The organism is Cupriavidus ulmosensis, assembly GCF_977008105.1.
Genome location: NZ_CDRMWP010000001.1, coordinates 34707 through 56609, shown reverse-complemented (window position 1 = coordinate 56609; position 21903 = coordinate 34707). Strand labels below are relative to the sequence as shown.

At 71.5% G+C, this 21903-nt stretch carries 17 protein-coding genes; 3 read left to right on the top strand and 14 right to left on the bottom strand.

Annotated elements, in window-relative coordinates; all coding sequences use genetic code 11:
* Window positions 1-242: 242 nt before the first annotated feature.
* Window positions 243-1115, top strand: coding sequence for an AraC family transcriptional regulator (locus ACWTPI_RS00235; protein ID WP_454732428.1), 873 nt, complete (start codon window positions 243-245; stop codon window positions 1113-1115).
* A 367-nt stretch (window positions 1116-1482) separates the two neighbouring features.
* Here ACWTPI_RS00235 and ACWTPI_RS00230 read toward each other — a convergent pair whose 3' ends face one another.
* The 3 genes from ACWTPI_RS00230 to ACWTPI_RS00220 all read right to left on the bottom strand — a co-directional run bounded on the left by ACWTPI_RS00230 (window position 1483) and on the right by ACWTPI_RS00220 (window position 5185).
* Window positions 1483-2796, bottom strand: coding sequence for a M20 aminoacylase family protein (locus tag ACWTPI_RS00230; protein WP_454730685.1), 1314 nt, complete (start codon window positions 2794-2796; stop codon window positions 1483-1485).
* Between the two features lie 500 nt (window positions 2797-3296).
* On the bottom strand, window positions 3297-4145 hold the full coding sequence (locus tag ACWTPI_RS00225) for a fumarylacetoacetate hydrolase family protein (RefSeq protein WP_454730684.1): 849 nt from the start codon (window positions 4143-4145) through the stop codon (window positions 3297-3299).
* A gap of 122 nt (window positions 4146-4267) precedes the next feature.
* Window positions 4268-5185: a LysR family transcriptional regulator gene (locus ACWTPI_RS00220; RefSeq protein ID WP_454730683.1), complete on the bottom strand. Its 918-nt coding sequence runs from the start codon at window positions 5183-5185 to the stop codon at window positions 4268-4270.
* Between the two features lie 126 nt (window positions 5186-5311).
* On the opposite strand from ACWTPI_RS00220, the gene gstA reads away from it, so the two are divergent.
* Window positions 5312-5938 (top strand): glutathione transferase GstA, encoded by a 627-nt coding sequence (gene gstA, locus ACWTPI_RS00215; RefSeq protein ID WP_454730682.1) that lies wholly within the window; start codon window positions 5312-5314, stop codon window positions 5936-5938.
* A 126-nt stretch (window positions 5939-6064) separates the two neighbouring features.
* On the opposite strand, the gene ACWTPI_RS00210 is transcribed toward gstA, so the two are convergent.
* Together ACWTPI_RS00210 and ACWTPI_RS00205 are read right to left on the bottom strand one after the other, a co-directional pair.
* Window positions 6065-6856, bottom strand: coding sequence for an oxygen-binding di-iron domain-containing protein (locus ACWTPI_RS00210; RefSeq protein ID WP_020204649.1), 792 nt, complete (start codon window positions 6854-6856; stop codon window positions 6065-6067).
* 64 nt (window positions 6857-6920) lie between these two features.
* Window positions 6921-7898 carry a LysR family transcriptional regulator gene (locus ACWTPI_RS00205; RefSeq protein ID WP_454730681.1) on the bottom strand — a complete coding sequence of 326 codons (978 nt, stop codon included), beginning with the start codon at window positions 7896-7898 and terminating at the stop codon, window positions 6921-6923.
* A gap of 199 nt (window positions 7899-8097) precedes the next feature.
* Between ACWTPI_RS00205 and ACWTPI_RS00200 the strand changes: the two genes are divergently transcribed.
* On the top strand, window positions 8098-9369 hold the full coding sequence (locus tag ACWTPI_RS00200; protein ID WP_454730680.1) for an MFS transporter: 1272 nt from the start codon (window positions 8098-8100) through the stop codon (window positions 9367-9369).
* Here the strand turns inward: ACWTPI_RS00200 and ACWTPI_RS00195 are convergent.
* The 9 genes from ACWTPI_RS00195 to ACWTPI_RS00155 form a co-directional block, all read right to left on the bottom strand.
* Window positions 9366-10013 carry a glutathione peroxidase gene (locus tag ACWTPI_RS00195; RefSeq protein ID WP_454730679.1) on the bottom strand — a complete coding sequence of 216 codons (648 nt, stop codon included), beginning with the start codon at window positions 10011-10013 and terminating at the stop codon, window positions 9366-9368. The genes ACWTPI_RS00200 and ACWTPI_RS00195 overlap by 4 nt on opposite strands.
* Before the next feature lie 68 nt (window positions 10014-10081).
* Window positions 10082-11626 (bottom strand): MDR family MFS transporter, encoded by a 1545-nt coding sequence (locus ACWTPI_RS00190; protein ID WP_454730678.1) that lies wholly within the window; start codon window positions 11624-11626, stop codon window positions 10082-10084.
* 438 nt (window positions 11627-12064) lie between these two features.
* On the bottom strand, window positions 12065-12508 hold the full coding sequence (locus ACWTPI_RS00185) for a CBS domain-containing protein (RefSeq protein WP_020204655.1): 444 nt from the start codon (window positions 12506-12508) through the stop codon (window positions 12065-12067).
* Window positions 12509-12782: 274 nt separating this feature from the next.
* The gene (locus tag ACWTPI_RS00180) at window positions 12783-13631 is read right to left on the bottom strand and encodes a PA4780 family RIO1-like protein kinase (protein ID WP_454730677.1); all 849 of its coding nucleotides are present in this window, start codon (window positions 13629-13631) and stop codon (window positions 12783-12785) included.
* 34 nt (window positions 13632-13665) lie between these two features.
* Window positions 13666-15084, bottom strand: a complete 1419-nt coding sequence (gene dbpA / locus ACWTPI_RS00175) for an ATP-dependent RNA helicase DbpA (protein WP_059411021.1) — start codon at window positions 15082-15084, stop codon at window positions 13666-13668.
* 29 nt (window positions 15085-15113) lie between these two features.
* Window positions 15114-16091: a DUF72 domain-containing protein gene (locus tag ACWTPI_RS00170; protein WP_454730676.1), complete on the bottom strand. Its 978-nt coding sequence runs from the start codon at window positions 16089-16091 to the stop codon at window positions 15114-15116.
* Window positions 16092-16149: 58 nt separating this feature from the next.
* Complete coding sequence (locus ACWTPI_RS00165; RefSeq protein WP_454730675.1) at window positions 16150-17247, bottom strand: WD40/YVTN/BNR-like repeat-containing protein; 1098 nt, start codon at window positions 17245-17247, stop codon at window positions 16150-16152.
* A gap of 332 nt (window positions 17248-17579) precedes the next feature.
* On the bottom strand, window positions 17580-19562 hold the full coding sequence (locus ACWTPI_RS00160) for a hypothetical protein (protein ID WP_454730674.1): 1983 nt from the start codon (window positions 19560-19562) through the stop codon (window positions 17580-17582).
* Between the two features lie 23 nt (window positions 19563-19585).
* Complete coding sequence (locus ACWTPI_RS00155; protein WP_454730673.1) at window positions 19586-21889, bottom strand: phosphocholine-specific phospholipase C; 2304 nt, start codon at window positions 21887-21889, stop codon at window positions 19586-19588.
* Window positions 21890-21903: the final 14 nt, after the last annotated feature.

Below are 21903 nucleotides of genomic sequence, written 5' to 3'. Positions count from 1 at the left end.
CAGCCATGCTAATTGGCGCGATGGCGCCTGTCCTGCGAGAATAGGGCCAGAACCTTGGAGAAAAGGACATGCCGCGCCGTCCCGCCACCGCAGCCGCCGCGGCTACCGCAGCCACGACCGCCGCTACCGCCGCTACCGCCGCTACCACCATTACCGCCACGACCGGCCAGCGCCGCCGCCCGGCCACCGCCCGCGCGCGCGCGGATGATGCGGATGGCGCGCCGGCCGCGCCGCCGTCCGGCATGCCCGGCGTGCCGCTCGCGCCGCCCGATCCCCTCGATCCGTCACACCGCCCTCCCCACCTCGCGCCACACCTCCCGGCCCACGCCGAGGACCGCGCCGACACCTACAGCGCCGCGCCGGCCTACCTGCGCTACGACCGCGGCCCCATGCCCGTCACCGCGATGGCGGCCGACTACCTGCCCGGCCACGTCACCAAGCCCCACCAGCATCCGCACGCGCAGCTGGTCCATGCCGTGCACGGCGTGATGGTGGTCGCCACCGCCGAGGGCCAGTGGATCGTGCCGCCCACGCGCGGCATGTGGATGCCGGGCGGCACCGTGCACTGGATCCGCATGGTCGGCCACGTGCGCATGCGCACCGCCTACATCCGCCCCGACGCCGCCGCCGACCTGCCCACGCGCTGCACCGTGCTCGGCATCAGCCCGCTGCTGCGCGAGCTGATCCTCGCCGCCATCGACATCCTGATTCCCTACAAGGCCGATTCGCGCGACGGGCGCCTGATGCGGCTGCTGCTGGACGAAGTGATGCTGGTGCCCACCCTGCCCCTGCACCTGCCGCGCCCGGCCGACGCCGGCCTGCGCCAGATCTGCGAGGCCATCGTCGGCGCGCCCGACACGGCGCTCACGCTGGCGCAGTGGGGCGAACGGCTCGGCATGGACCCCAAGACCATCCAGCGCCGCTTCGCGCGCGAGACCGGCATGACGTTCGGGCAGTGGCGCCAGCAGGCCCGGCTGCTGGCCGCGCTGGAGGGGCTGGCCGCGGGGGCCAAGGTGGTGGACGTGGCGCTCGACCTCGGCTACGACAGCCCGAGCGCCTTCTCGACGATGTTCCGCAAGCAGTTCGGCGTGCCGCCGAGCGCTTTCTTCAGGTAGCTCCGGCACCGGCCGGGGATGCCTCGCCGCGTACCCGGGACTGCGTGCCCGAGCCTGCCTGCTTGGCCTGCCGCGTACCTGGCCGGCGCGCACGGCCGGCAAACTCTGGCTGGCGACAGCCGGGCCGGCAGCCAAAATCCCGGACCGCGAACCCCGCCGCCAGACATTCCCGGCAAAACGCCCTCAGGCCCGGCATGGCTGATGCAGGTACGGCCGTTAATAGCGAAATTCACGAGAACCCGCGCGCCATGCCGGCGCGAAGACATGCGCCGCGGCCGGGCGCGGACCGGCCCCGACGCCGCGCCGCCGCCATGTCATCGTCACTCCATCGCCGCGCCGTCGCCGCACTCCGGCGCGGCACCGCGGGTCACGCCAGATACCGCTCCACCAGCCGCGTCCAGTACGCCGCGCCGATCGTCAGGTTCTCGTCGTTGAAGTCGTAGCCGGCGTTATGCAGCAGCGGCTGGCCGGTGCCGTTGCCCATGCGCACGAAGCAGCCCGGGCGCTGCTGCAGGAAGTAGGCGAAGTCCTCGCTGCCGGCGATCAGCGGGAAATGCCCCACCACCTTGTCCGGGCCGACCAGTTCCTCGGCCACCTGCCGGGCGAACTCGGTCTCGCGCTCGCTGTTGACCAGCACCGGGTAGCCGCGGATGTAGTCGATCTCCACGGTGGCGCCATAACCTTCCACGTGCGACGTCACCAGCCGCGTGATGCGCGCTTCCAGCGTGCGGCGCACGTCCGGGTTGAACGAGCGCACGCTCAGTTCGAGCTTGGCGCTTTCCGGGATCACGTTGGGCGCGTGGCCGGCGTGCAGCGTGCCGATGGTGACTACCGCGGTCTCGTTGGGGTCGACATTGCGCGAGACCACGCTCTGCAGCGCCATCACGAGGCTGCCGGCGACCAGGATCGGGTCGATCGACTGGTGCGGGCGCGCGGCGTGGCCGCCCTTGCCGCGGATGGTGATGGCCACCGTATCGCAGGCGGCCATGAACGGCCCGCTGCGGAACATGAAGGTGCCGGTCTCCACGCCGGGATGGTTGTGCAGGCCGAAGATCGCGTCGCACGGGAAGCGCTCGAACAGGCCGTCGGCCAGCATGCGCTCGGCGCCGCCGCCCGCGCCGATTTCCTCGGCAGGCTGGAAGATCAGGTGCACGGTGCCGTTGAAATTGCGCGTGCGCGCAAGCTGGCGCGCGGCGCCCAGCAGCACGGTGGTGTGGCCGTCGTGCCCGCACGCATGCATCTTGCCGGCGTTGAGGCTGGCGTAGGGCAGGCCGGTGCGCTCGTGGATCGGCAGCGCGTCCATGTCGGCGCGCACGCCGACGGTGCGCGGGCTGTCGCCCTGGCGCAGGCGGCCGACCACGCCGGTGCCGCCGACGTGGCGCGTCACCTCGTAGCCCCAGCCTTCGAGCTGGCTGGCGACCAGCTCGGCGGTGCGCACTTCGTCGAAGGCGAGTTCCGGATGCTGGTGGATGCTGTGGCGGATGGCTTCGAGCTCGTCGCGGCTGTCGACGGTGTCGGCGAGTTCGCAGAAGCGGGCAACGCGGGCGGAGAAGACGGAAGGGCCGGAAGCGCAGCCGGAGGATGGGCCGGAAGATGGGCTTGATTGCGAGCGGGAAAAAGCGGAATCGGGATCGGAGTCGGCGAGCAGTGACTCCATCAGTTCGGGGGCGTGTTCTGACATGGCGGGCTCGTGTTCGAGGCGTATAGAAAACAGTATTTCACGCTGGCCGGGGAGCGCAAACGGTTTAACCCTTTGTAGCGAAATCGCGCGGGAAGTGTTGCGAACGGGGGACGGTTTGCGCGCGCGGGGATCACAGGGGGAACTCGCGGCGGGGGATGGGATCACAAGCCGCCGTTTCCCGCGGCGGTTTTCCTGGGGATGGCCTGCCGCGTGGCTTGCCGGCATGAGGTGTCGCCGGCGGTACAGCTTCGATGCGGAGGTGCTTTGTTTGCGTTGCGCGCGTGGCGCCATGCGGGTGTGGGGCGATGCGATCGCGATGGCTTCGGCGGGCGCCGGCCCTCCCCCCCGGCCCCTGTCCCGCCGGGCGGGAGAGGGGAGAAAACCATGCGCCAAAGCAAGGCGCGGCAGCAAAGAAAAAGGCGGCCGATTGCTGGCCGCCCTTCCCTTCGCTTTTCCTTCGCTTTCCTTCGCCGCCACTTCGCACGCACCGGCCGGCGGCGTCACCCCTTGGCGTAGGCCACCACCGTCTGCGCCTGCTCGCCGAGGCCGTCGATGCCCAGGCGCATGCGGTCGCCGGCCTTGAGGTAGCGCGGCGGCTTGAAGCCCATGCCCACGCCCGGCGGCGTGCCGGTGCAGATCAGGTCGCCCGGGTGCAGCGTCATGAAGCGGCTGACGTAGCTCACCAGCGTGGCCACGTCGAACACCATCGTGGCGGTGCTGCCCTTCTGCACGCGCTCGCCGTTCACGTCCAGCCACAGGCCGAGCGCCTGCGGGTCGGCCACTTCGTCGCGCGTGACCAGCCACGGGCCGACCGGGCAGAAGGTGTCGCAGCCCTTGCCCTTGTCCCAGGTGCCGCCGCGCTCGATCTGGAATTCGCGCTCGGAGACGTCGTTGACCACGCAGTAGCCGGCCACGTGCGAGAGCGCTTCCTCGCGCGAGACGTCGCGCGCGAGCTTGCCGATCACCACGCCCAGTTCCACCTCCCAGTCGGTCTTCGCCGAGCCGCGCGGCAGCATCACCGCGTCGTCGGGGCCGTTGAGCGAGCTGTTGGCCTTGAGGAAGACGATGGGCTCGGCCGGCAGCGGCATGCCGGCCTCGGCGGCGTGGTCGGCGTAGTTCAGGCCGATCGCCACGATCTTGCCGATGCCGCTCCAGGGCACGCCGAAGCGCTCGCCCTGCACCACCGGCAGCGCGGCCGGGTCGAGCGCGGCCAGCTTCGCCAGCGCCTCGGCCGACAGTTGCTGCGGCCCCAGGCCGTCGATCACGCCGGACAGGTCGCGCACGCGGCCCTCGGCATCGATCAGTCCCGGGCGCTCGGCGCCGGGCTTGCCCACACGTACCAGTTTCATCGTTGTTTCTCCTTGGCTTGGCTTTGGTGACGGAACGGCCGGCGGACTTTCTTTTGGCTGCCCGCTTTCGGCTCACCGGCGCAGCATATCCGCATTGGCGGCGGCACGCTTATCCGTCCGCCTTATTCATCCGCCTGCCCGTCGAGCCGCACGTGCCCGGCGAGATGCGCGACCACGGTGGCGATGCGGCGCAGGTGGCGCGACTCGGGATGGGTCAGCAGCCACAGGTCGGTGTCGCATTCGTCGAGCGCTCCGGTGAGCTGCACCAGCCGGCCGCTGCGGCGCCCGATCATCAGCGAGATGATGCCGATGCCGAGTCCGCCTTCGATGACCTCCACCACGCCGGCGATACTGTTGACGCGGTACTGCGGCGACACGCGCGGCAGGTGCCTGCGGCGCCAGCGCACCGAAGGATGGTCGGGCATGGCTTCGTCGGGCGCGGCCCAGGGCAGGGCGGCCAATGCCGCCGGCGCCACGCTGCCGCCGTCGCGCGGCGGCGCCACGCCCGCCACGGCGAGCAGCTCGCGCGAGGCGAACACCGCCACGCGCAGCGGGCCGAGCCGCCGGCCGATCAGGTGGTCGGGCGGCTGCCGCGTGGCGCGCACGGCGATGTCGGCATCGCGCCGGGTCAGGCTGGCGAGTTCGTTGGTGGCGGTCAGCTCGAAGCTCAGGCCGGGATGGGCGCGCCCGAGCGGCGCCAGCGCCGGCAGCACCATGCCGTGCAGCACGGTGTCGGTGGTGGTGATGCGCACCAGCCCCGTGACCGTGCCCGCGCTCACCGACGCCTGCGCGCGCGCCGCTTCCAGCTCGGCCTCGATGCGCTCGGCGTGCTGGGCGAACTGCTGCGCGAGTTCGGTGGCGAGGTAGCCCGCGCGGCTGCGCTCGAACAGGCGCCGGCCCAGGCCTTTCTCGATGCGCTGCAGGGCGCGGAACACGGTGGAGGCGTCGAGCCCGAGCCGCCGCCCGGCCTCGGCCAGGGTCGCGCCGCGCACCAGCGCCAGCACGATGTCGAGATCCGGGGAGGTCAGTTGGTAGGGCATTGCAGATCCGCATTGATTGCTTGCAGCCGCGCGCATTGCGATTGCATATTCGCAATCCTAGACTGCCCGCACGCCCGTCACAAGCCGTGGCGGCAAACCCCGAAGCCTCCCAGAGGAATCATCCCGATGAAGCTCTACTACACCCCCGGCGCCTGCTCGCTCGCCGTCCATATCGCGCTGCGCGAAGCGGGCCTGCCGTTCACGCTGGCCAAGGTGGACCTCGCCACGCACACGCTGGCCGAGGCCGAGAACGGCAGCACCGATTTCTACGCGGTCAGCCCGCGCGGCTACGTGCCGATGCTGCAACTCGACGACGGCTCGCGCCACACCGAGGCCGCCTCGCTGCTGCAGTACGTGGCCGACCTCGCGCCCGCCGCCGCGCTGCTGCCGCCGGCCGGCACGGTGGCACGGCTGGAAGCGGTGGGCTGGCTCACGCTGGTCTCTACCGAGCTGCACAAGGTGTTCAGCCCGTGGCTGTGGCGCAAGGAAACCGCCGAGAGCACGCGCGAGGCGTGCAAGGCCAAGGTGGCGCTGCGCTTCGCCGAGCTCGACCGCCACCTCGCCACGCGCGACTACCTGGCCGGCGACCGCTTCGGCGTGGCGGATGCGTACGGCTTCGCCATCGTCAACTGGGCCACGATCCTGCGCATGCCGCTGAACCCGTATCCGGCGCTGCAGGCCTACCTGTCGCGCGTGGCGGCGCGGCCCCGCGTGCGCGAGGCGCTGGTGGCCGAAGGGCTGGCGCGCGATTGAGCGGGACCGGGCGCGGTCAAGCGCGGCCGGCGCGGCTGGACACGGTTGAGTGCGATTGAGTGCGATCGATGGCGCGGCCGGACGCGAGCGGGGCGGACCGGCGCCGGTCGCGCGGACGGCCCGGCGTCAGGCGCGCGCCGCGGGCATGGGCGGCAGCCGGTAGTCGTCCTGGCTCAGCAGGTCCAGCCCGCACGCCAGCGTGGCCACCCAGTCGATGAACTGCGTCACCATCGCCTTGCCGCGGAACGACGGGCCGTGCTGCGGCACGATCCACTCGATGTCGAGCCCGCGCGCCATGTTGGCCCACAGCCGGCACGCGCGGTTGCCGCTCATGTAGCGCTGATGGAAGGGCAGCATGGCGCGCGTGTGCGCATCGAAATCGCGCACCGTTTCGCTGGCCTCGCTCGCGCTGGTCAGGGCCGCGCCGAGGTCGCCCGAGAACAGGATCTTGCTGACCGGGTCGTAGAACTGGAAGTTGCCTTCCGAGTGCAGGAAGTGCGCCGGCACCGCCAGCAGCGTGCTCTGGCCGAGCGCGATCGGCATGCCGGCGTCGGGGATGGAGATGATGCGCCCCTCGGTGCGGCCGGCCTGGCAGAAATGCGGCAGGAAGCGCGCCCACACGCGCGAGATCGCGATGCGGCTGTCGGAGGCGGAGAGCCAGCGCCCGACCGAGGCGACGATGTCCGGGTCGGCGTGCGAGGCGAGCACGTAGTCGAGCTGCTTGGGCGGGAAGTAGCGGCCGATGGCGAGGTACAGCTCGCTGTAGGTCATCTGCCCGCCGGGGTCGATCAGCGCGCCGTGGCCGTGGTCCACCACCAGGAACTGGTTGGTCTGCACCACCTCGCCGTGCTCTTCCTCGACCAGGTCGGAAAACATCAGGCAGGTGTGTCCGCCGGCGTCGTACAGCGTGATGGCCATCGCTCTTGTCTCTCCCCAAAGCGGCGAAAGTAGCGACGGCGGCGCGGTGGCGGCTTGACGCGGATCAAGGAACGGTGGAATCGGGTGCCGAATCCGGCGCCGGATCGGGTATGGCATGCGGCGCCGAGGCGCCGGACCCGCCCGCCTGCGCCGCGGCGATCTCCGCGCGCAGCGCGTCGAACAGCAGCGCCAGCGGCGCGCCCAGCCGGCGCGGCAGCGGCGCGTGCAGCAGCCACGCGGTCAGGCCGGCGCGGAAGCCGCGCACGTCGAGCACCTGCACGGCATCGCGGTGCGCGCTGCGCGCCAGCACCTCGGGCGTCACCGCGCCGATGCCGACGCCGCGCGCCACCAGCGACAACTGCAGCTCCGCGCCGAACGCCTCCACCGCCACGTTGAACGGCAGGTGCGCCGCGTCCAGCGCGCGGCGCAGCACCGAGCGCATGCCGCAGCCGTCCTGGTTGAGCACCCAGGCATGCCCGGACAGCTCGCGCAGGCTCAGGCCCGCGGCCGGCGCGCGCATGCCGCGCGCGGCCACCACCAGCGTGGCGTAGCGGCCCAGCTCGCGCGCCGTCAGATGCGCGGGCGGCACCACGCCGTCGGGCAGCAGCGCGGCCACGGCATCCAGGCGCGCGCTTTCCACCTGCTCCAGCAGGCCCGGCGACCAGCCCGCCGTGACCCGCACCGTCAGCCGCGGAAACTGCTCGCGCAGGCGGTCGATGGGCAGGGCGAGCGCCATGTCGGAGAGGAACGGCGGCATGCCCAGGCGCAGTTCGCCCACCACCTCGGCGCCGCGCGCCGCGCGCGACATCAGGTCGTCGGTGGCCAGCAGCACGCGCTTGCCGAGTTCGTAGACCTCATGGCCGGCGGCGGTGGGCCGCAGCGGCTTGGCCTGTCGGTCCAGCAGCGCCACGCCGATCAGCGCTTCCAGGCTCTGCACGCGGCGCGTAAGCCCGGGCTGGGTCAGGTGCAGGCGGCTGGCGGCCCGCACCATCGAGCCGGCTTCGACGACCGCGATGAAGGCTTCGATGTCACGCGTGTTCATGGCGGGCTCCGTGGGCGAACCGCGGCGTGCGAGCCGGCACGCGGCCCGGGACATGCAAACAAACCGGCATAAAGATTATCCCTATATTTCAATTGCCGCATGGATAGCCGGATCCTAACATTGCCAGCCCGGGCCTGCCGGGCCGGCGCACGCCAATGTGGCGCGCCGCACCGGCGCGGGCCCTCTTGCCGGAGATGCCATGTCTTGCCCCGCCCTCGCCGAACCCGCCGTGGTCCATCCAGCCGCGCCGCCGCCCGCCACCGCCCTGCCCGAACTGACCGGGCGCCTCGCGCTGTTCCTCGCCGCCGCGGTCGGCGTGATCGTGCTCAACCTGTTCGCCGCCCAGCCGCTGACCGGCCCGGTCAGCGCCTCGCTCGGCCTGCCGCCGGCCTGGCGCGGGCTGGTGGCAATGCTGCCGCAGCTCGGCTACGCCGCCGGCCTGGTGCTGCTGGTGCCGCTGGCCGACCTGCTGGAAAACCGCCGCCTGGTGACGGGCACGCTGCTGCTGTGCGCGGCCATGCTGGCGCTGGCCGCGGCGGCGTGGTCGGGCGCGGTGTTCTTCGTGGCGGTAGCCGCGGCCGGCGCCGCCTCGTGCGCGATCCAGATGCTGGTGCCGCTGGCCGCGCTGATGGCGCCCGAAGCCCGGCGCGGGCGCGCGGTCGGCAATGTGATGAGCGGCCTGATGCTGGGCATCCTACTGTCGCGCCCGCTGGCCAGCCTGCTGGCCGGCGCGGGCGGGTGGCGCGCCTGCTACGCCGTGCTGGCGGGGCTGGACGCGCTGCTGGCGGTGGTGCTGATGCGCTGGCTGCCGCGCCGCCAGCCGGCGGGCGGCCACCGCTACGCCGGCCTGATCGCCTCGATGTGGCACCTGCTGCGCGGCCAGCCCGTGCTGCGCCGGCACGCGCTCACGGCGGCGCTGTCGATGGGCGCGTTCAGCGCGTTCTGGACGGCGGTGGCGCTGCGGCTGGCGCAGCCGCCGTTCGCGCTCGGCAGCCACGGCCTGGCGCTGTTCGCGCTGGCCGGCGCGGCGGGCGCGGTGGCGGCGCCGCTGGCCGGCCGCCTGGGCGACCGCGGGCACGGCCACGCCGGCACCGGCGCCGCGCAACTGGCGGTGCTGGCCGCGCTGCTGCTGGCCGGCGCGGCCGGCGGCGGCTGGTTCGGCTTCGACGCGCAGGCGCACCGCGCCGCGGCGATCGGCCTGCTGGTGGTGGCCGCGATGGTGCTGGACGCGGGCGTGACCGCCGACCAGACCTTCGGCCGGCGCGAGATCAACCTGCTCGACCCCGCCGCGCGCGGGCGCCTCAACGGCCTGTTCGTCGGCATCTTCTTCGTCGGCGGCGCGGCCGGCGCGCTGGCCGCCGGCGCCGCGTGGGCCGCGGGCGGCTGGCGCGCGGTGTGCGTGGCTGCCATCGGCTTCGCCGTGCTCAACCTGCTGGCGCACGCCGCGATGGGACGCCGCCAGCCCGGCTAGCGCGTGGCGTTCAGCAACTGCTCGATCTTGCCGACGAACTGCTTGTCGTCCGGCTTGGTCGCGCTGTTGAAGCTGCCCGCCACCTCGCCGTTGCGGTCGATCAGGTACTTGTAGAAATTCCACTTCGGCGTGGTGCCGGACGCCTTCGCCAGCAGCGCGTACATCGGATTGGCCTCGCTGCCGCGCACGTGCGACTTGCCCAGCATGGGGAACTTGACGCCGTAGGTGTTGTAGCAGAAGTCCGCGATCTCCTTGGACGAGCCCGGCTCCTGCGAGAAGTCGTTGGACGGGAAGCCCAGCACCACCAGGCCGCGCTCGCGGTACTTGGCGTAGAGCGCCTCCAGCCCTTCGTACTGCGGGGTGAAGCCGCAGTAGCTGGCGGTGTTGACCACCAGCACCACCTTGCCGGCGTACTGGCACAGGTTCTGCGGCGCCTCGTCCTGCAGGCGCGGGAACTTGAAATTGAGCGCGGCCGGGCAGGCGCCCGCGGGCTGGGCCGCGGGCGTGGGCGCGTCGGCGGCGCGCGCCGGGCGCGGCGTCACGATGGCGGCGGCCGCGGCGAGCGCCAGCGCGCCGGCCAGCGCGGCGGTCGATACGGTGGTCGAACGCAGCGCGCGCGGGCGCTGGGCGGGAAGACGGCGCATGGAGGGCACTCCGGGATCAGGGTGAGCGTAGTTTACGCCGACCCGCGGGCAACGATGCGCCGGGCCCCTCAATCCATCGCCAGCGCGGCGCCGTGCTCGGTCACGCTGCTGCGCAGCTCCGCGTCCGGCATGCGCCGCACGATCGCCAGCGCCAGCAGCGCGGCCAGCGCGCCGCCGGCGAAGATCAGCCGGAAGCCGGTCTCCACGCCGCCGGTGAGCGTGTCGCGCACCGCCGGCGAGAGCCGCGCCAGCGTCTCGCTGCCGTGGCGCAGCGCGCCCAGGTCCAGCGCCTGCGTCACGCCCGAGGCATGCAGCGCGTTGTGGAAGGCCAGCGTCAGCAGCGTGCCCGCCAGCGCGCCGCCGAAGGCGCTGCCCAGCGAGCGCAGCACCAGCAGCGCGCCGGTGCCGGCGCCGGTGTCGCGGCGCTCGAGCACGTTCTGCACGCTCATCAGCGTGCCGACCATCGTCATGCCCAGGCCCACGCCGGCCACCGTCATGGCCAGCAGCTCCAGCGCCACCGGCGTGCCGGGCGAGACCGCCACCAGCCCCAGCAGGCCCAGCGCGGCGGCGATGAAGCCGCCGGTCAGGATGCCGCGCATGCGCCCCAGCCGCGGCGCCAGCCCGGCCACCACGAAGTTGCCGGCCACCGTGGACAGCAGGAATGGCACCACCAGCAGGCCCGACTGCGCCGCGCCGGCGCCGCGCACCAGCTGGAAATGCAGCGGCAGCGCGAAAATGCACAGGAAGATGTTGAGCGCCGCCATCGCCGACGCGGCCACGCCCAGCACGTAGGCGCGGTTGCCGAACAGGCGCGGCGGCAGCATCGGGTCCGCCGCGCGGCGCTCCTGCCAGACCAGCCCGGCCAGCGCGGCCACCGCCAGCAGCGCCAGCCCGACGATCTGCGGCGACACCCAGTCGTAGACGTCGCCGCCCCAGCTCATCGCCAGCAGGAAGGCCACGATCGACACCGTGAGCAGCAGCGCGCCGCCCCAGTCCACGCGCGCCGCGCCGCCGCGCGCCTGCAGCTGGCTCAGGCCGCGGTGGCACATGAACATCGCCAGCACGCCGAGCGGCACGTTGATCCAGAACAGCCAGCGCCACGACAGGTGGTCCGAGGTCCAGCCGCCCACCAGCGGGCCGGCGATCGACGCCACCGCCCACACCGTGGCGAGGTAGCCCTGGTAGCGCCCGCGCTGGCGCGGCGCCACCACGTCGGCGATGGCCGCCTGCGCGAGCGACATCAAGCCGCCGCCGCCGATGCCCTGCAAGGCGCGGAACAGGATCAGCTGCTCCAGCGACGCGGCCAGCGCGCAGGCCACCGAGGCCAGGATGAACAGGGCGATGGCCAGCATCAGCAGGCGCCGCCGGCCGTAGCTGTCGGACAGCTTGCCGTACAGCGGCGTGGATACCGTGGAGGTGATCAGGTAGGCCGTGACGATCCACGACAGGTGCCCGAAGCCATTCAGGTCGTTGGCGATGGCGGGCACCGCCGGGATGACCACGGTCTGGTCGAGCGAGGCAAGCAGGATGCAGAGGATGATGCCGCCGATCACGCGCATGATGTCCTGGTGGCTCAGGGCGGGCGTGGCGGGGGCGGAAGCGGAGGCTGGCATCGGGGCGGGCGGGAACGCGTAGGCCGGACGGCCGTCCGCGGCGAACAGCCGGCAACGTGTGGCGTTTGCCGGCGTACAGCAGCGAACATGGCCGCAACAGGGAATTCAGCCGAGCTAGTGCGTACCCGGTGCTGCGCTTGTGCGCGGCGGACCGGCCTAATTCAGCGAACGCATAATTATATGCGGATAATGAATATCAAGTGCAAGGCTAACTCGGTTTGCGCGCTTGCGCGGAAGGCCGCCGCGGCGCGTTGCCGGACGTTGGCGTGTTTTGGGGGCTTGCCGCGGCACGGTTGCGCATCGTTGCGCACCGTTGCGCGCGATTGCGCATGACCGCGGACGGAACGCGACGTACCGGATTCAGCGGGGGAAGTGTCGCGCGCAACCCGCGGCCGCCGCCCGGACGGACGGCGGCCGCGCGGGTCGGGCAGGGCGGCGCTACGGGTGCACGCTGCCGGTGATGTAGTGCTCGAGCTGCTCGATGATGAATTTCTGCTCGGAGATGATGTCCTTCACGAGGTCGCCGATGGACAGCATGCCGATCAGCTTGTCGCCGTCCATCACGGGCAGGTGGCGCAGGCGGTGCTGCGTCATCAGCGCCATGCATTCGTCGGTGCTCTGCTCGGCGCGCACGTAGATGACCGCCGAGGTCATGATGTCGCGCACGAAGGTCTCGCGCGAGGTGCGCTGCATCAGGATCACCTTGCGCGCGTAGTCGCGCTCGCTGAGGATGCCGACGATGTCGCCCTGCGCGATCACCAGCAGCGCGCCGATGCCCTTTTCCGCCATCAGCTGCAGCGCGGCATACACCGTGGCGCCGGGCGTGATGCTGTAGATAGCCTGGGTCGGCTTGGATTCCAGAACCTGCCGTGCGGTTTTCATCACCCACTCCTTGTTCCGTCCGAAGGATTTGCAGCCTCGATTTGCCACCGCCCGCGCGCCGGCGGCGGGTACACCCGGCTACGCGCGCAACTCCCGCGCGGCACGGTGCTTTCAGATTAGCACTCGCGGCGCGCGTCTTACAGGGTGACGCCCACGAATCTTTGTAAAAACGCTTCAGACCAGAATGCAGGGAAATGAACAACGGCGGCGGCCCGCGCCGGCATGGTGCGCGGCGGATAACGGCAGCAGCAATGGCAGCAGCAACGCCGGCGGCTTACTCCGCGCTTTGCAGGTAGCGCAGGCGCGCTTCTTCCTCGAGGCGCACGTCCTCGACTTCCTGCAGCACCGCGTCCACGTCCACGGGCGTGTCGTCGACCGCCACCTGGCCGCTCAGCGCGATGCCGGGATGCAGCAGGCCGGCCTGGTAGAGCGCCCAGATTTCCTTGCCGTAGCGCGTGCCGTTGAGTTGCGGCACGAACTGGCCGAAGTAGAAGGCGAGGTTGTCCACGTCGCGCTCGAGCATCGCGCTGGCGTCGTTGTTGCCGGCGGCGTCCACCGCCTGCGGCAGGTCGATGATGACCGGGCCTTCGGCATCGACCAGGATGTTGAACTCGGACAGGTCGCCGTGCACCACGCCGGCGCACAGCATGCGCACCACCTGGCCGAGCAGCGCGTCGTGGAAGGCCAGCGCCGTGGCCTCGTCCAGCGCCACGTCGTTCAGGCGCGGCGCGGCGTTGCCGGCGGCGTCCACCACCAGCTCCATCAGCAGCACGCCCTCGAAGCACAGGTAGGGCGTGGGCACGCGCACGCCGGCGGCGGCCAGGCGGTACAGCGCGTCCACCTCGGCGTTGTGCCAGGCTTCCTCGGCCACCTTGCGGCCGTAGCGCGAGCCTTTTTCCATCGCGCGCGCCTGCCGGCTGTTCTTGACCTTGCGCCCTTCCTGGTAGGTCGCAGCCTGGCGGAAGCTGCGCTGCGCCGCGTCCTTGTAGACCTTGGCGCAGCGGATCTCGCCGCCGCAGCGCACCACGTAGACGGTGGCTTCCTTGCCGCTCATGAGCTGGCGCATCACTTCGTCGACCAGGCCTTCCTCGACCAGCGGCTGCAGCCGCTTCGGCGTCTTCATCGGGCGCGGCCCCGCGGCAGCCGGCGCGCCGCCCTCACTCGGTCAGCATGCGCACTTTCACGCGCTTGCCCTTGACCTTGCCATCGTTGAGCTTGCGCACGGCCTCGCGGCCGATGCCGCGCGCCACCGCCACGTAGGTGGACATCTCCATCACGTTGATCTTGCCGATCTGCTCCTTGGCGTAGCCGGCCTCGCCGGTGAGCGCGCCGAGGATGTCGCCGGGGCGCATCTTCTCCTTGCGCCCGCCGAGGATCTGCAGCGTGACCATCGGCGGCAGCAGGCGCTCGCTGCTGGCCGGCGCCAGCGCGGACAGCGGCTGCCATTCCATCTCCACGCCGAGCTGCTGCTCGATGTTGCCCACGCGGCCCATCTCGTTCATGCTGGCCAGGCTCAGCGCCATGCCGTCCTGGTCGGCGCGGCCGGTGCGGCCGATGCGGTGGACGTAGACCTCGGGGTCGGGCGTGACGTCGACGTTGATGACCGCCTCCAGCTGCGCGATGTCGAGGCCGCGCGCGGCCACGTCGGTGGCCACCAGCACCGAGCAGCTGCGGTTGGCGAACTGCACCAGCACCTGGTCGCGCTCGCGCTGCTCCAGCTCGCCGTGCAGCGCCAGCGCCTCGAAGCCCTGCGCGCGCAGCAGCTCCACCAGATCGCGGCAGCGCGCCTTGGTGTTGCAGAACGCCAGCGTGCTGACCGGGCGGTAGTGGTTGAGCAGCAGCGCCACCGCGTTCAGGCGCTGGCCTTCCTCGACCTCGTAGAAGCGCTGGCGGATCTTGCTGTCGTCGTGCTGCTCCTTGAGCTTGATCTCGTGCGGCTTGCGCAGGAACTGCTGGCTCAGCCGCGCGATGCCCTCGGGATAGGTGGCCGAGAACAGCAGCGTCTGGCGTTCCTTGGGGCACTGGCGCGCCACGTGCGCGATGTCGTCGAAGAAGCCCATGTCGAGCATGCGGTCGGCTTCGTCGAGCACCAGCGTGTTGAGCCCGTCGAGCACCAGCGTGCCGCGCTCCAGGTGATCCATGATGCGTCCCGGCGTGCCCACGGCGATATGTGCGCCATGCGCCAGGCTGTCGACCTGCGGGCGCATCGGCGTGCCGCCGCACAGCGTCAGGATCTTGATGTTCTCCTCGGCGCGCGCCAGGCGGCGGATCTCCTGCGTGACCTGGTCGGCCAGCTCGCGCGTGGGGCACAGCACCAGCGCCTGCACGTCGAAGCGGCGCGCGTCGAGCCGGTTGAGCAGCGCCAGCGCGAACGCGGCGGTCTTGCCGCTGCCGGTCTTGGCCTGCGCGATCAGATCCTGGCCGGCCAGCGCCACCGGCAGGCTGGCGGCCTGGATCGGCGTCATGGTCTGGTAGCCGAGCTGCTCGAGCGTCGCCAGCGTGGCGGGCGAAAGGGGCAACCGGGAGAAAGAGGCGCCGGCGGCAGACGCCGCGGCGGATTCGGGGCTTGAGTTCATGCCGGATTATAGCGGGCTGGCGCCCGCCCTCATTTGGCTGCGCCGCGGGCCTTGGCGGCGGTCTTGGTAGTGGTCCTGACGGTGGTCTTGATTGCGGTCCCGGTGACGACTTCGGTACCGGTCTTGCCGCCGGCCTTGCCGCCTTCGTCCCACGGCGGCGGCGCCCATCCGAGGCGCGCCAGCAGCGCGCCGGCCGCCGCGGGCGCGCGCTCCTTGGCGCCGTTGATGAAGAAGACGAAGACCTCGCACCCGCGCGCGGCCGCGGCCTTGCCTTCCACGCGCGGCAGGTCTTCGGGCGCGCCGCCCGCGGCCCAGGCCTGCACGCGGTCGCGCCACGCATCGAGGTCCGCCGGCGCGTAGCCGGTCCCGATCTTCTCGCTGCTGCACATCAGCCGCGCGTAGACGAAGTCGGCGGTGAGGTCGGCGAACGACGGGAACTTCGGCGAATCGGTAAACACGGTGGCGGCCTTGTACTTGCGCGCGAGCCTGAGATAGTCCGGCGTCATGAAGCTGTCGTGCCGCACGTCGAGCACGTGGCGCAGCCTGCGGCCTTCCACCGCATCGGGCAGCAGCGCGAGGAAGGCCTCGAAGTCCTCCGCCTCGAACGGCTTCGTCGGCGCGAACTGCCACACCACGGGGCCGAGCTTGTCGCCCAGCTCGGCGATGCCGCTGTCCAGGAAGCGCTCGACCGACTCGCCCGCCTCGGCCAGCACGCGGCGGTTGGTGGCGAAGCGCGAGGCCTTGAGCGAGAACACGAAATCGTCGGGCGTCTCGTCGCGCCACCTGGCGAACGAGGTGCGCTTCTGCGTGCCGTGATAGGTGCTGTTGATCTCGATGGCGGTGAGGTGGCGGCTGGCGTATTCGAGCTCCCGGCTCTGCACCAGCTTCGCCGGATAGAAGCTGCCGCGCCACGGCGCGAAGTTCCAGCCGCCGATGCCGACGCGGGCGCTCTGGACGCTCTGTGCGGCCGCCGCCGCGTTCTTTTTCCCGGCACTGGTTCCAGCCATGCGCGCGCATCCTTGTCAGAAAGGCAAAGCAAGAAGAAAGAAAAACGGGCAAGCGGATTCAGCAGAAACGCAGGCAGTGCACCGGCGGCAGATGCGCCGTCAGCAGCTTCCAGTGCTCGCCGCCATTCTCCGACATCCACAGGCTGCCGGTGGTGGAACCCAGCGCCAGGCATTCGCCGCTATTGTCCACCGCCAGCCCGTGGCGGTCGACCACGTCGTAGGCCGGCGCGGCGGGCAGGCCGTCGTCGCAGGGCTCGAAGCTGCGCCCGCCGTCGCGCGTGCGGCTGACCGCCAGCCGGCCGTCCACGGGCACGCGGCAGTGGTCGGCGGCCAGCGGCACGAACCACGCCGTGTTGGGCCGGTGCGGATGCGCCGCCACCGTCAGGCCGAAGCCCGCCGTGCTCAGCATGCCCGCCATGCCCGCCGTGCCCGCGCGCAGGCGCTGCCACGTCATGCCCGCGTCGCCGGAGCGGAACATGCCGCCGCGGTGCTGCACCCACATGGCATGCGCGTGCCCCGCGCACTGCACCAGCCGCAGCGGGTCCTGGTGCTGGCCGTGCTCGTCGCGCGACGGCGCCATGCCGGTGACGGTGCGGACCCAGCTGATGCCGCTGTCCCGCGTCTGCCACACGCCGCCGCACGACACCGCGATGGTGACGTGGCGGCTGTCGTGCGGATCCACGCAGACCGAGTGGATGCCCGGCACCTCGCAGCCGTGGCCGGCCCACGCGCGGCGCTCGGGGCGCTCCCACAGCGGCCGGTTCAGCGCCCAGTTGCCGCCCTCGTCGGCCGAGCGGAACAGGCCGCCCGGCATGGTGCCCGCCCACAGCGCGCCGGGGTCGTCCGGCCCGCCCGCCTCGAGCACCCAGATGCGCTGCAGCGCGAGCCCGCCCGGCCCGGCGCCCGACACCAGTTGCGGCGGATAGGCCGGCAGGCCGCAGCCGTCCCAGTCCGCGTCGCGCGGCCGGCGCCGCCACAGCCGCACGCCGCGCCCGCGCCCAAGTGCCGCATAGAGCGTGCCGCTGCGCGGATCGGCCAGCGCCGCGCTCACCGGCGCGCCGAGGAAATGCACGGCCGCCTGCCGCCAGCCGCCCGCGCCGTCGCGCCGCCACATGAACAGGCCCTTGCCGGTGCCAACGAGAAGCTGGTCGCTCATGCCGGACTCCTGTACTAGAGCCGGCACATGGCCGGCGGCGGGGCCGATCCTTAGCAGTCTAGGAAATTCTGCCGGGAATGCGCGCGGGATCGCGCCCTGGCGGTACTCGGAGTGTTGTGGCGGATGCGCGGCAAGGCAGGGGGTGGTTTGCGCGCCGCGCTGATGAACGGGGGCTCGCGCGTGGGGCGGGTGGTGACTTCGTGGGGGCGCCGGCCCTCTGCCCCGTCCCCTCTCCCGCGGGCGGTGTACAGGCGGGAGAGGGGAGCAAACCGTTCGGCATTTGCCGTGCGTCGCCGGCATTGTCGGAAATGCCGGCAATGCCGGCGATCGCGCTACGGATTCAGCGTCGACAGCGACTTGCCCGCGGCGTACAGCGCCTTCACTTCGGTGGCATCGAGCACGCGCGACCAGAAGGCGAGGTCGTTGTACTCGGGCGCGACCGCCGTCGGCGCGGTGTAGCCGGGATAGGCGGTGCCGGTGGTGTCCTCGTTGAGCACCAGGCGCGTGTCGCGCAGGTTGGCCATCGTCAGCGTGCCGAGGTTCATGGCGGTGCTGCGCACGCCCAGCACCGGGTCGGCGATATAGGCGGTGGCGGTCTTGGCCACGGTGTCGACGGTCAGCGCGACATACACCCACTGGTTGGCGGTGAAGCCCATGAACGCATCGGCGCGGCGCGAGCCGTCGCCGAAGTTGAAGGTCATGGTGCCGGCCGAGGACTGCCCGATGATGAAGCCGCGGTTGGCGCCCGAATTCCAGTCCTTGTTGGTCAGCACCGGCAGCCACGCCTGCTGCGCGTCCGACTTGTACCAGAAGCCGACCGAGAACTGCGGCTGCAGCGGCACGTCGCTCGGCAGGTCGTAGCTGGTCCTGTCCGGGTCGATCGCCAGCGACCTGCCGCCGAAGCCGTCGTCGCCGGACAGCGGCGCCGGCGCCGGGGTCTCCAGCGCGCGCAGCGCGTCGGCGCTGCGGGTGTCGGCCAGGCCGGTGTCGAACGAGAAGAAATGCATCAGGCGGTCGAGCAGCGTGGCTGGCAGCACGATCGGCGGCACGTAGGCGATGGCCGCGCGGTAGGCGAGCGGCACCGCGCCGGCCATCACCACGTAGTCGAAGCGGTAGGTGCCCTCGGGCTTGCCGGCCAGGCCGACGTCGGCATCGACATAACCGGTGGCGTCGCCGGCGAGCGTGGCCACCTTGGCGCCGTCGCGGTAGATCTCGATCCGCGCGGGCGGAGGCGCGTCCGGCGCCAGCTTCCAGCTCAGGCTGACGCTGCCGGCGTCGCGCCCGGCGCTGGCGCGCAACTGCTGCACGCCGGGCGTGCCGAGCAGCGACTGGCCCTCGATCGCGTACTGCGCGGCGACCGGCGCCACGCCGAGAAAGTCCAGCACCGTGGGCGTCACGTCGGCGATGCCCGGGCGCGTGTAGAGGTCGGCCCTGGAGGCCGGCATCGCGTCCCTGGCCGAGGCGGCGAAGACGGCGTTGCCGGCGCGGTTCAGGCCGATGAAGCTGGTGTCGTCGATGGCCGCGGCATCCGGCGCGTAGTCCTTCGCGCGCATCGGGCGGCTGGTGGTGGCGACCACCAGCCAGTCCTCGCCGGGACGGGCGGTGCTGCTGGCCTGCAGCGCCGCCATCAGCCGGCCCACTTGCTGGTCCAGCGTGGCGAGGGCGCGGCGGTAGTCGCTGTCCAGGCCGCCGGCGGCCTGCGCCGGCGCGTGGAAGTTGGCCACCACCACGCCATAGTCGCGGTCGGCCACGGCGCGCAGCGCGGCGTCGGTCACGCAGGCGTCCACGCCGGCGCAGTCCACCAGGCTGTCGATGCGGCTGGCCCAGGCGTCGGCGCCCAGCTGCTGCGCGAGCGTGCTCCAGCCCGCGGCCACGGCGATCTTGCCGCCCGCGCGCGCCTGCCGCAGCCGCGCGAACAGCGTGTCGGCGCGCAGCAGCTGCCCGCCCTGGTCGGTGGTGATGCCGTGCCGGTTGGCCCAGGTGCCGGTGAGCAGGGTGGCCCAGCCGGGGCCGGCCAGCGCTTCCTGCTGCGTGACCGTGCCGCTGACGCCGCCGGTGTAGGCCGGCCCCAGCGTCAGTTGCGCCAGCGCCGGCGCCTGCTGCTGCGCCAGCGCGGCGCGCAGCTCGGGATAGTTCACGCCGTCCATGCCGATCAGCAGCACGCGGCGCGTGCCGGCGGCGGGCGGCGCGTCCGCGGGCGGCAGCGCGCCGGCGGCCGGGGCCGTGCCGTCGCCGCCGCAGGCGGCCAGCAGCGTGGCCAGCGCCAGCGCGCCGGCCGCGAGAGTGCGCATGGCGCGCGTTCCGATTTTGCTCATGACGGTTCCTGTGCGGGCGCGGTTCACAGCATGTCCACCGCGGCGCCGCCGATGCGCGGATCGGTCAGGCTGTGGCGGCCGGTTTCGATATGGCCCGCGAAGCGGCGCAGGAAGCCGTCGCCGGCGTCCGTGGTGAGGCGCACGTCGAACCACTGGCTGGTCGCGCTCAGGTCCCAGCTGTCCTGCTGCGAGGCGCCGGGCGCGAGATGGTAGGTGCGCGCGTCGGCGCTGTCGTAGCCGTCGGCGGCGTACATCACGCACGCCTGCTTGCCCTGGTTGACCAGCGTCAGCAGCAGCTTGCCGTTGGTGATGTCGTAGCAGGCCGCCACTTCGGGCCCGGCCTGCCCGAGCTTGCCGCGGAACTGGTTGAGGAAGCCGTTGGGACCGTAGACGGAGAGATCGTAGCGGCCATCCTGCGCGCCGGCCGGCTGCGGCATCCAGTTGTCGGACAGGCTCTTGCCCGCCTCGACGGTGTACTGCCACACGCCGCCGCCGTTGTTGAGCGCGTCGAAGGTGGCGGGCGGGAACACCGTGTCGTCCTGGTCGTGCGGCTTGTCCGGCTCGGCGTAACTGGTGCCGCCGTTGGCATAGACGATGAAGCCCGCGCCGGCCGCGCCGGTGTTGGCGAAATCGATCCAGAAGCGCTTGCCGTCGGCATCCGCGCGGCCATGCGCGAACAGCTCGTAGGGCAGGGCGCGCGCGCGGCGCTGGCCGACCTCCTGCACCGGGCGCGTGGGCGCGGACGGCACCGCCGGGCTAGGACGGGTGCGGGCCGCGTCGGCGTCCGCCTTGTAGTACGTGGTGTTGGGCAGGTCGGTGGGCAGGTCGCCGTTGGGCTTGGTGAAATCGAAGGCCGAGGTCAGGTCGCCGCAGACCGCGCGGCGCCACGGCGAGATGTACTCGCACGGCACGCCGAAGCGCGCCTCGATGAAGCGCAGCACCGAGGTGTGGTCGAACACCTGCGAGCACACCCAGCCGCCCTTGCTCCACGGCGACACCACCATCATCGGCACGCGCGGCCCCAGGCCGATCGGCACGCCGTTGTAGTTTTCCTCGTCCACCGACACCGTGCTCTGGCCCTGGTAGCCGTACATGGCGGTGTTGACCGGCGGCACGTAGGCCGGCATGTGGTCGAAGAAACCGTCGTTCTCGTCGTAGTTGATGATGAACACGGTCTTGGCCCACACCTCGGGATTCGAGGTCAGCGCCTTGAGCAGCTTGTCCACCAGCGCCTGGCCGGCCGCCGGCGAGGCGTCCGGGTGCTCGCAGTAGGCATCCGGGCAGATGATCCACGACACCTGCGGCAGCGTGCCGTTCTGCACGTCCTGGGCGATGGCGTTGGCCAGCTCCTCGTCGTAGGCGGCCTCGTTCGAGGCCAGCTTGTTGCCCACGTAGGCGCGCCCGCGGCGGTACTCGTCGGACTGCTTGTCGAGCTTGCGGAAGGTCTTGTGGAAGGCGACGGAGTTGCAGCCGTAGTTGGAATACGCCTGGTACACGCGCCAGTCGATCTTCTTTTCCTGCAGCCGCTCGGCGTAGCACTTCCAGGTCAGCCCTTCCCAGGCCTCGTCGAGGTCCATGTTGGCGGTCCAGTTGTTGTCCAGCTCCTGGCCCTTGAGGCGCTTCCGGGTGCCGGCCTGGTAGCCGCTCATGGTGTAGACGCTGGCGCCGCTGGTGTAGTACTGGCGGTTGGGCTCGGTGTTGGCGAAGATCGAGCAATGGTTGGCGTCGCAGATGGTGAAGGCGCTGGCCAGCTGGTAGTAGAACGGCAGGTCCTTGCGCGCATCGTAGTAGCCCATCGACATGCGGCTCTTCAGCGGCACCCAGGCGTCCCAGTGCTTCCAGATGCCTTGCTCGAGCTTCCAGTTGTGGTCCGTGCCGCCGAGATGCTGCGCGTTGGTCGTGGTGGTGTCCAGGCGGAACGGCAGCACGTACTTCTGCTGCGCCTGCAGCACCGGATCGCTCTCGTACCACTGGCTCGTCTTCGGCCAGTTCGCATAACCCACGTTGGCATAGCCGGTGCGCGCATCCGCGTTGCGCCCGGCCGGCTGATACCACACCGGCCTGCCGCTGCGCAGCGGCACCGGCTTCGGATCGCCGAAGCCGCGCACGCCGTTCATGGTGCCGAAGTAATGATCGAACGAGCGGTTCTCCTGCATCAGCACCACGATGTGCTCCACATCCTGGAGCGTGCCGGTGCGGCGGTTGGCGGAAATGGCCAGCGCGTCGCGGATGCTTTGCGGCAGCACCATCGAAGCGGCGGCGGCACCCGCCGAAGCGGCTCCGAACTTCAGAAACTGGCGACGACTCTTCAGGGACTTCGAGGACATGTGACGGCGATCCG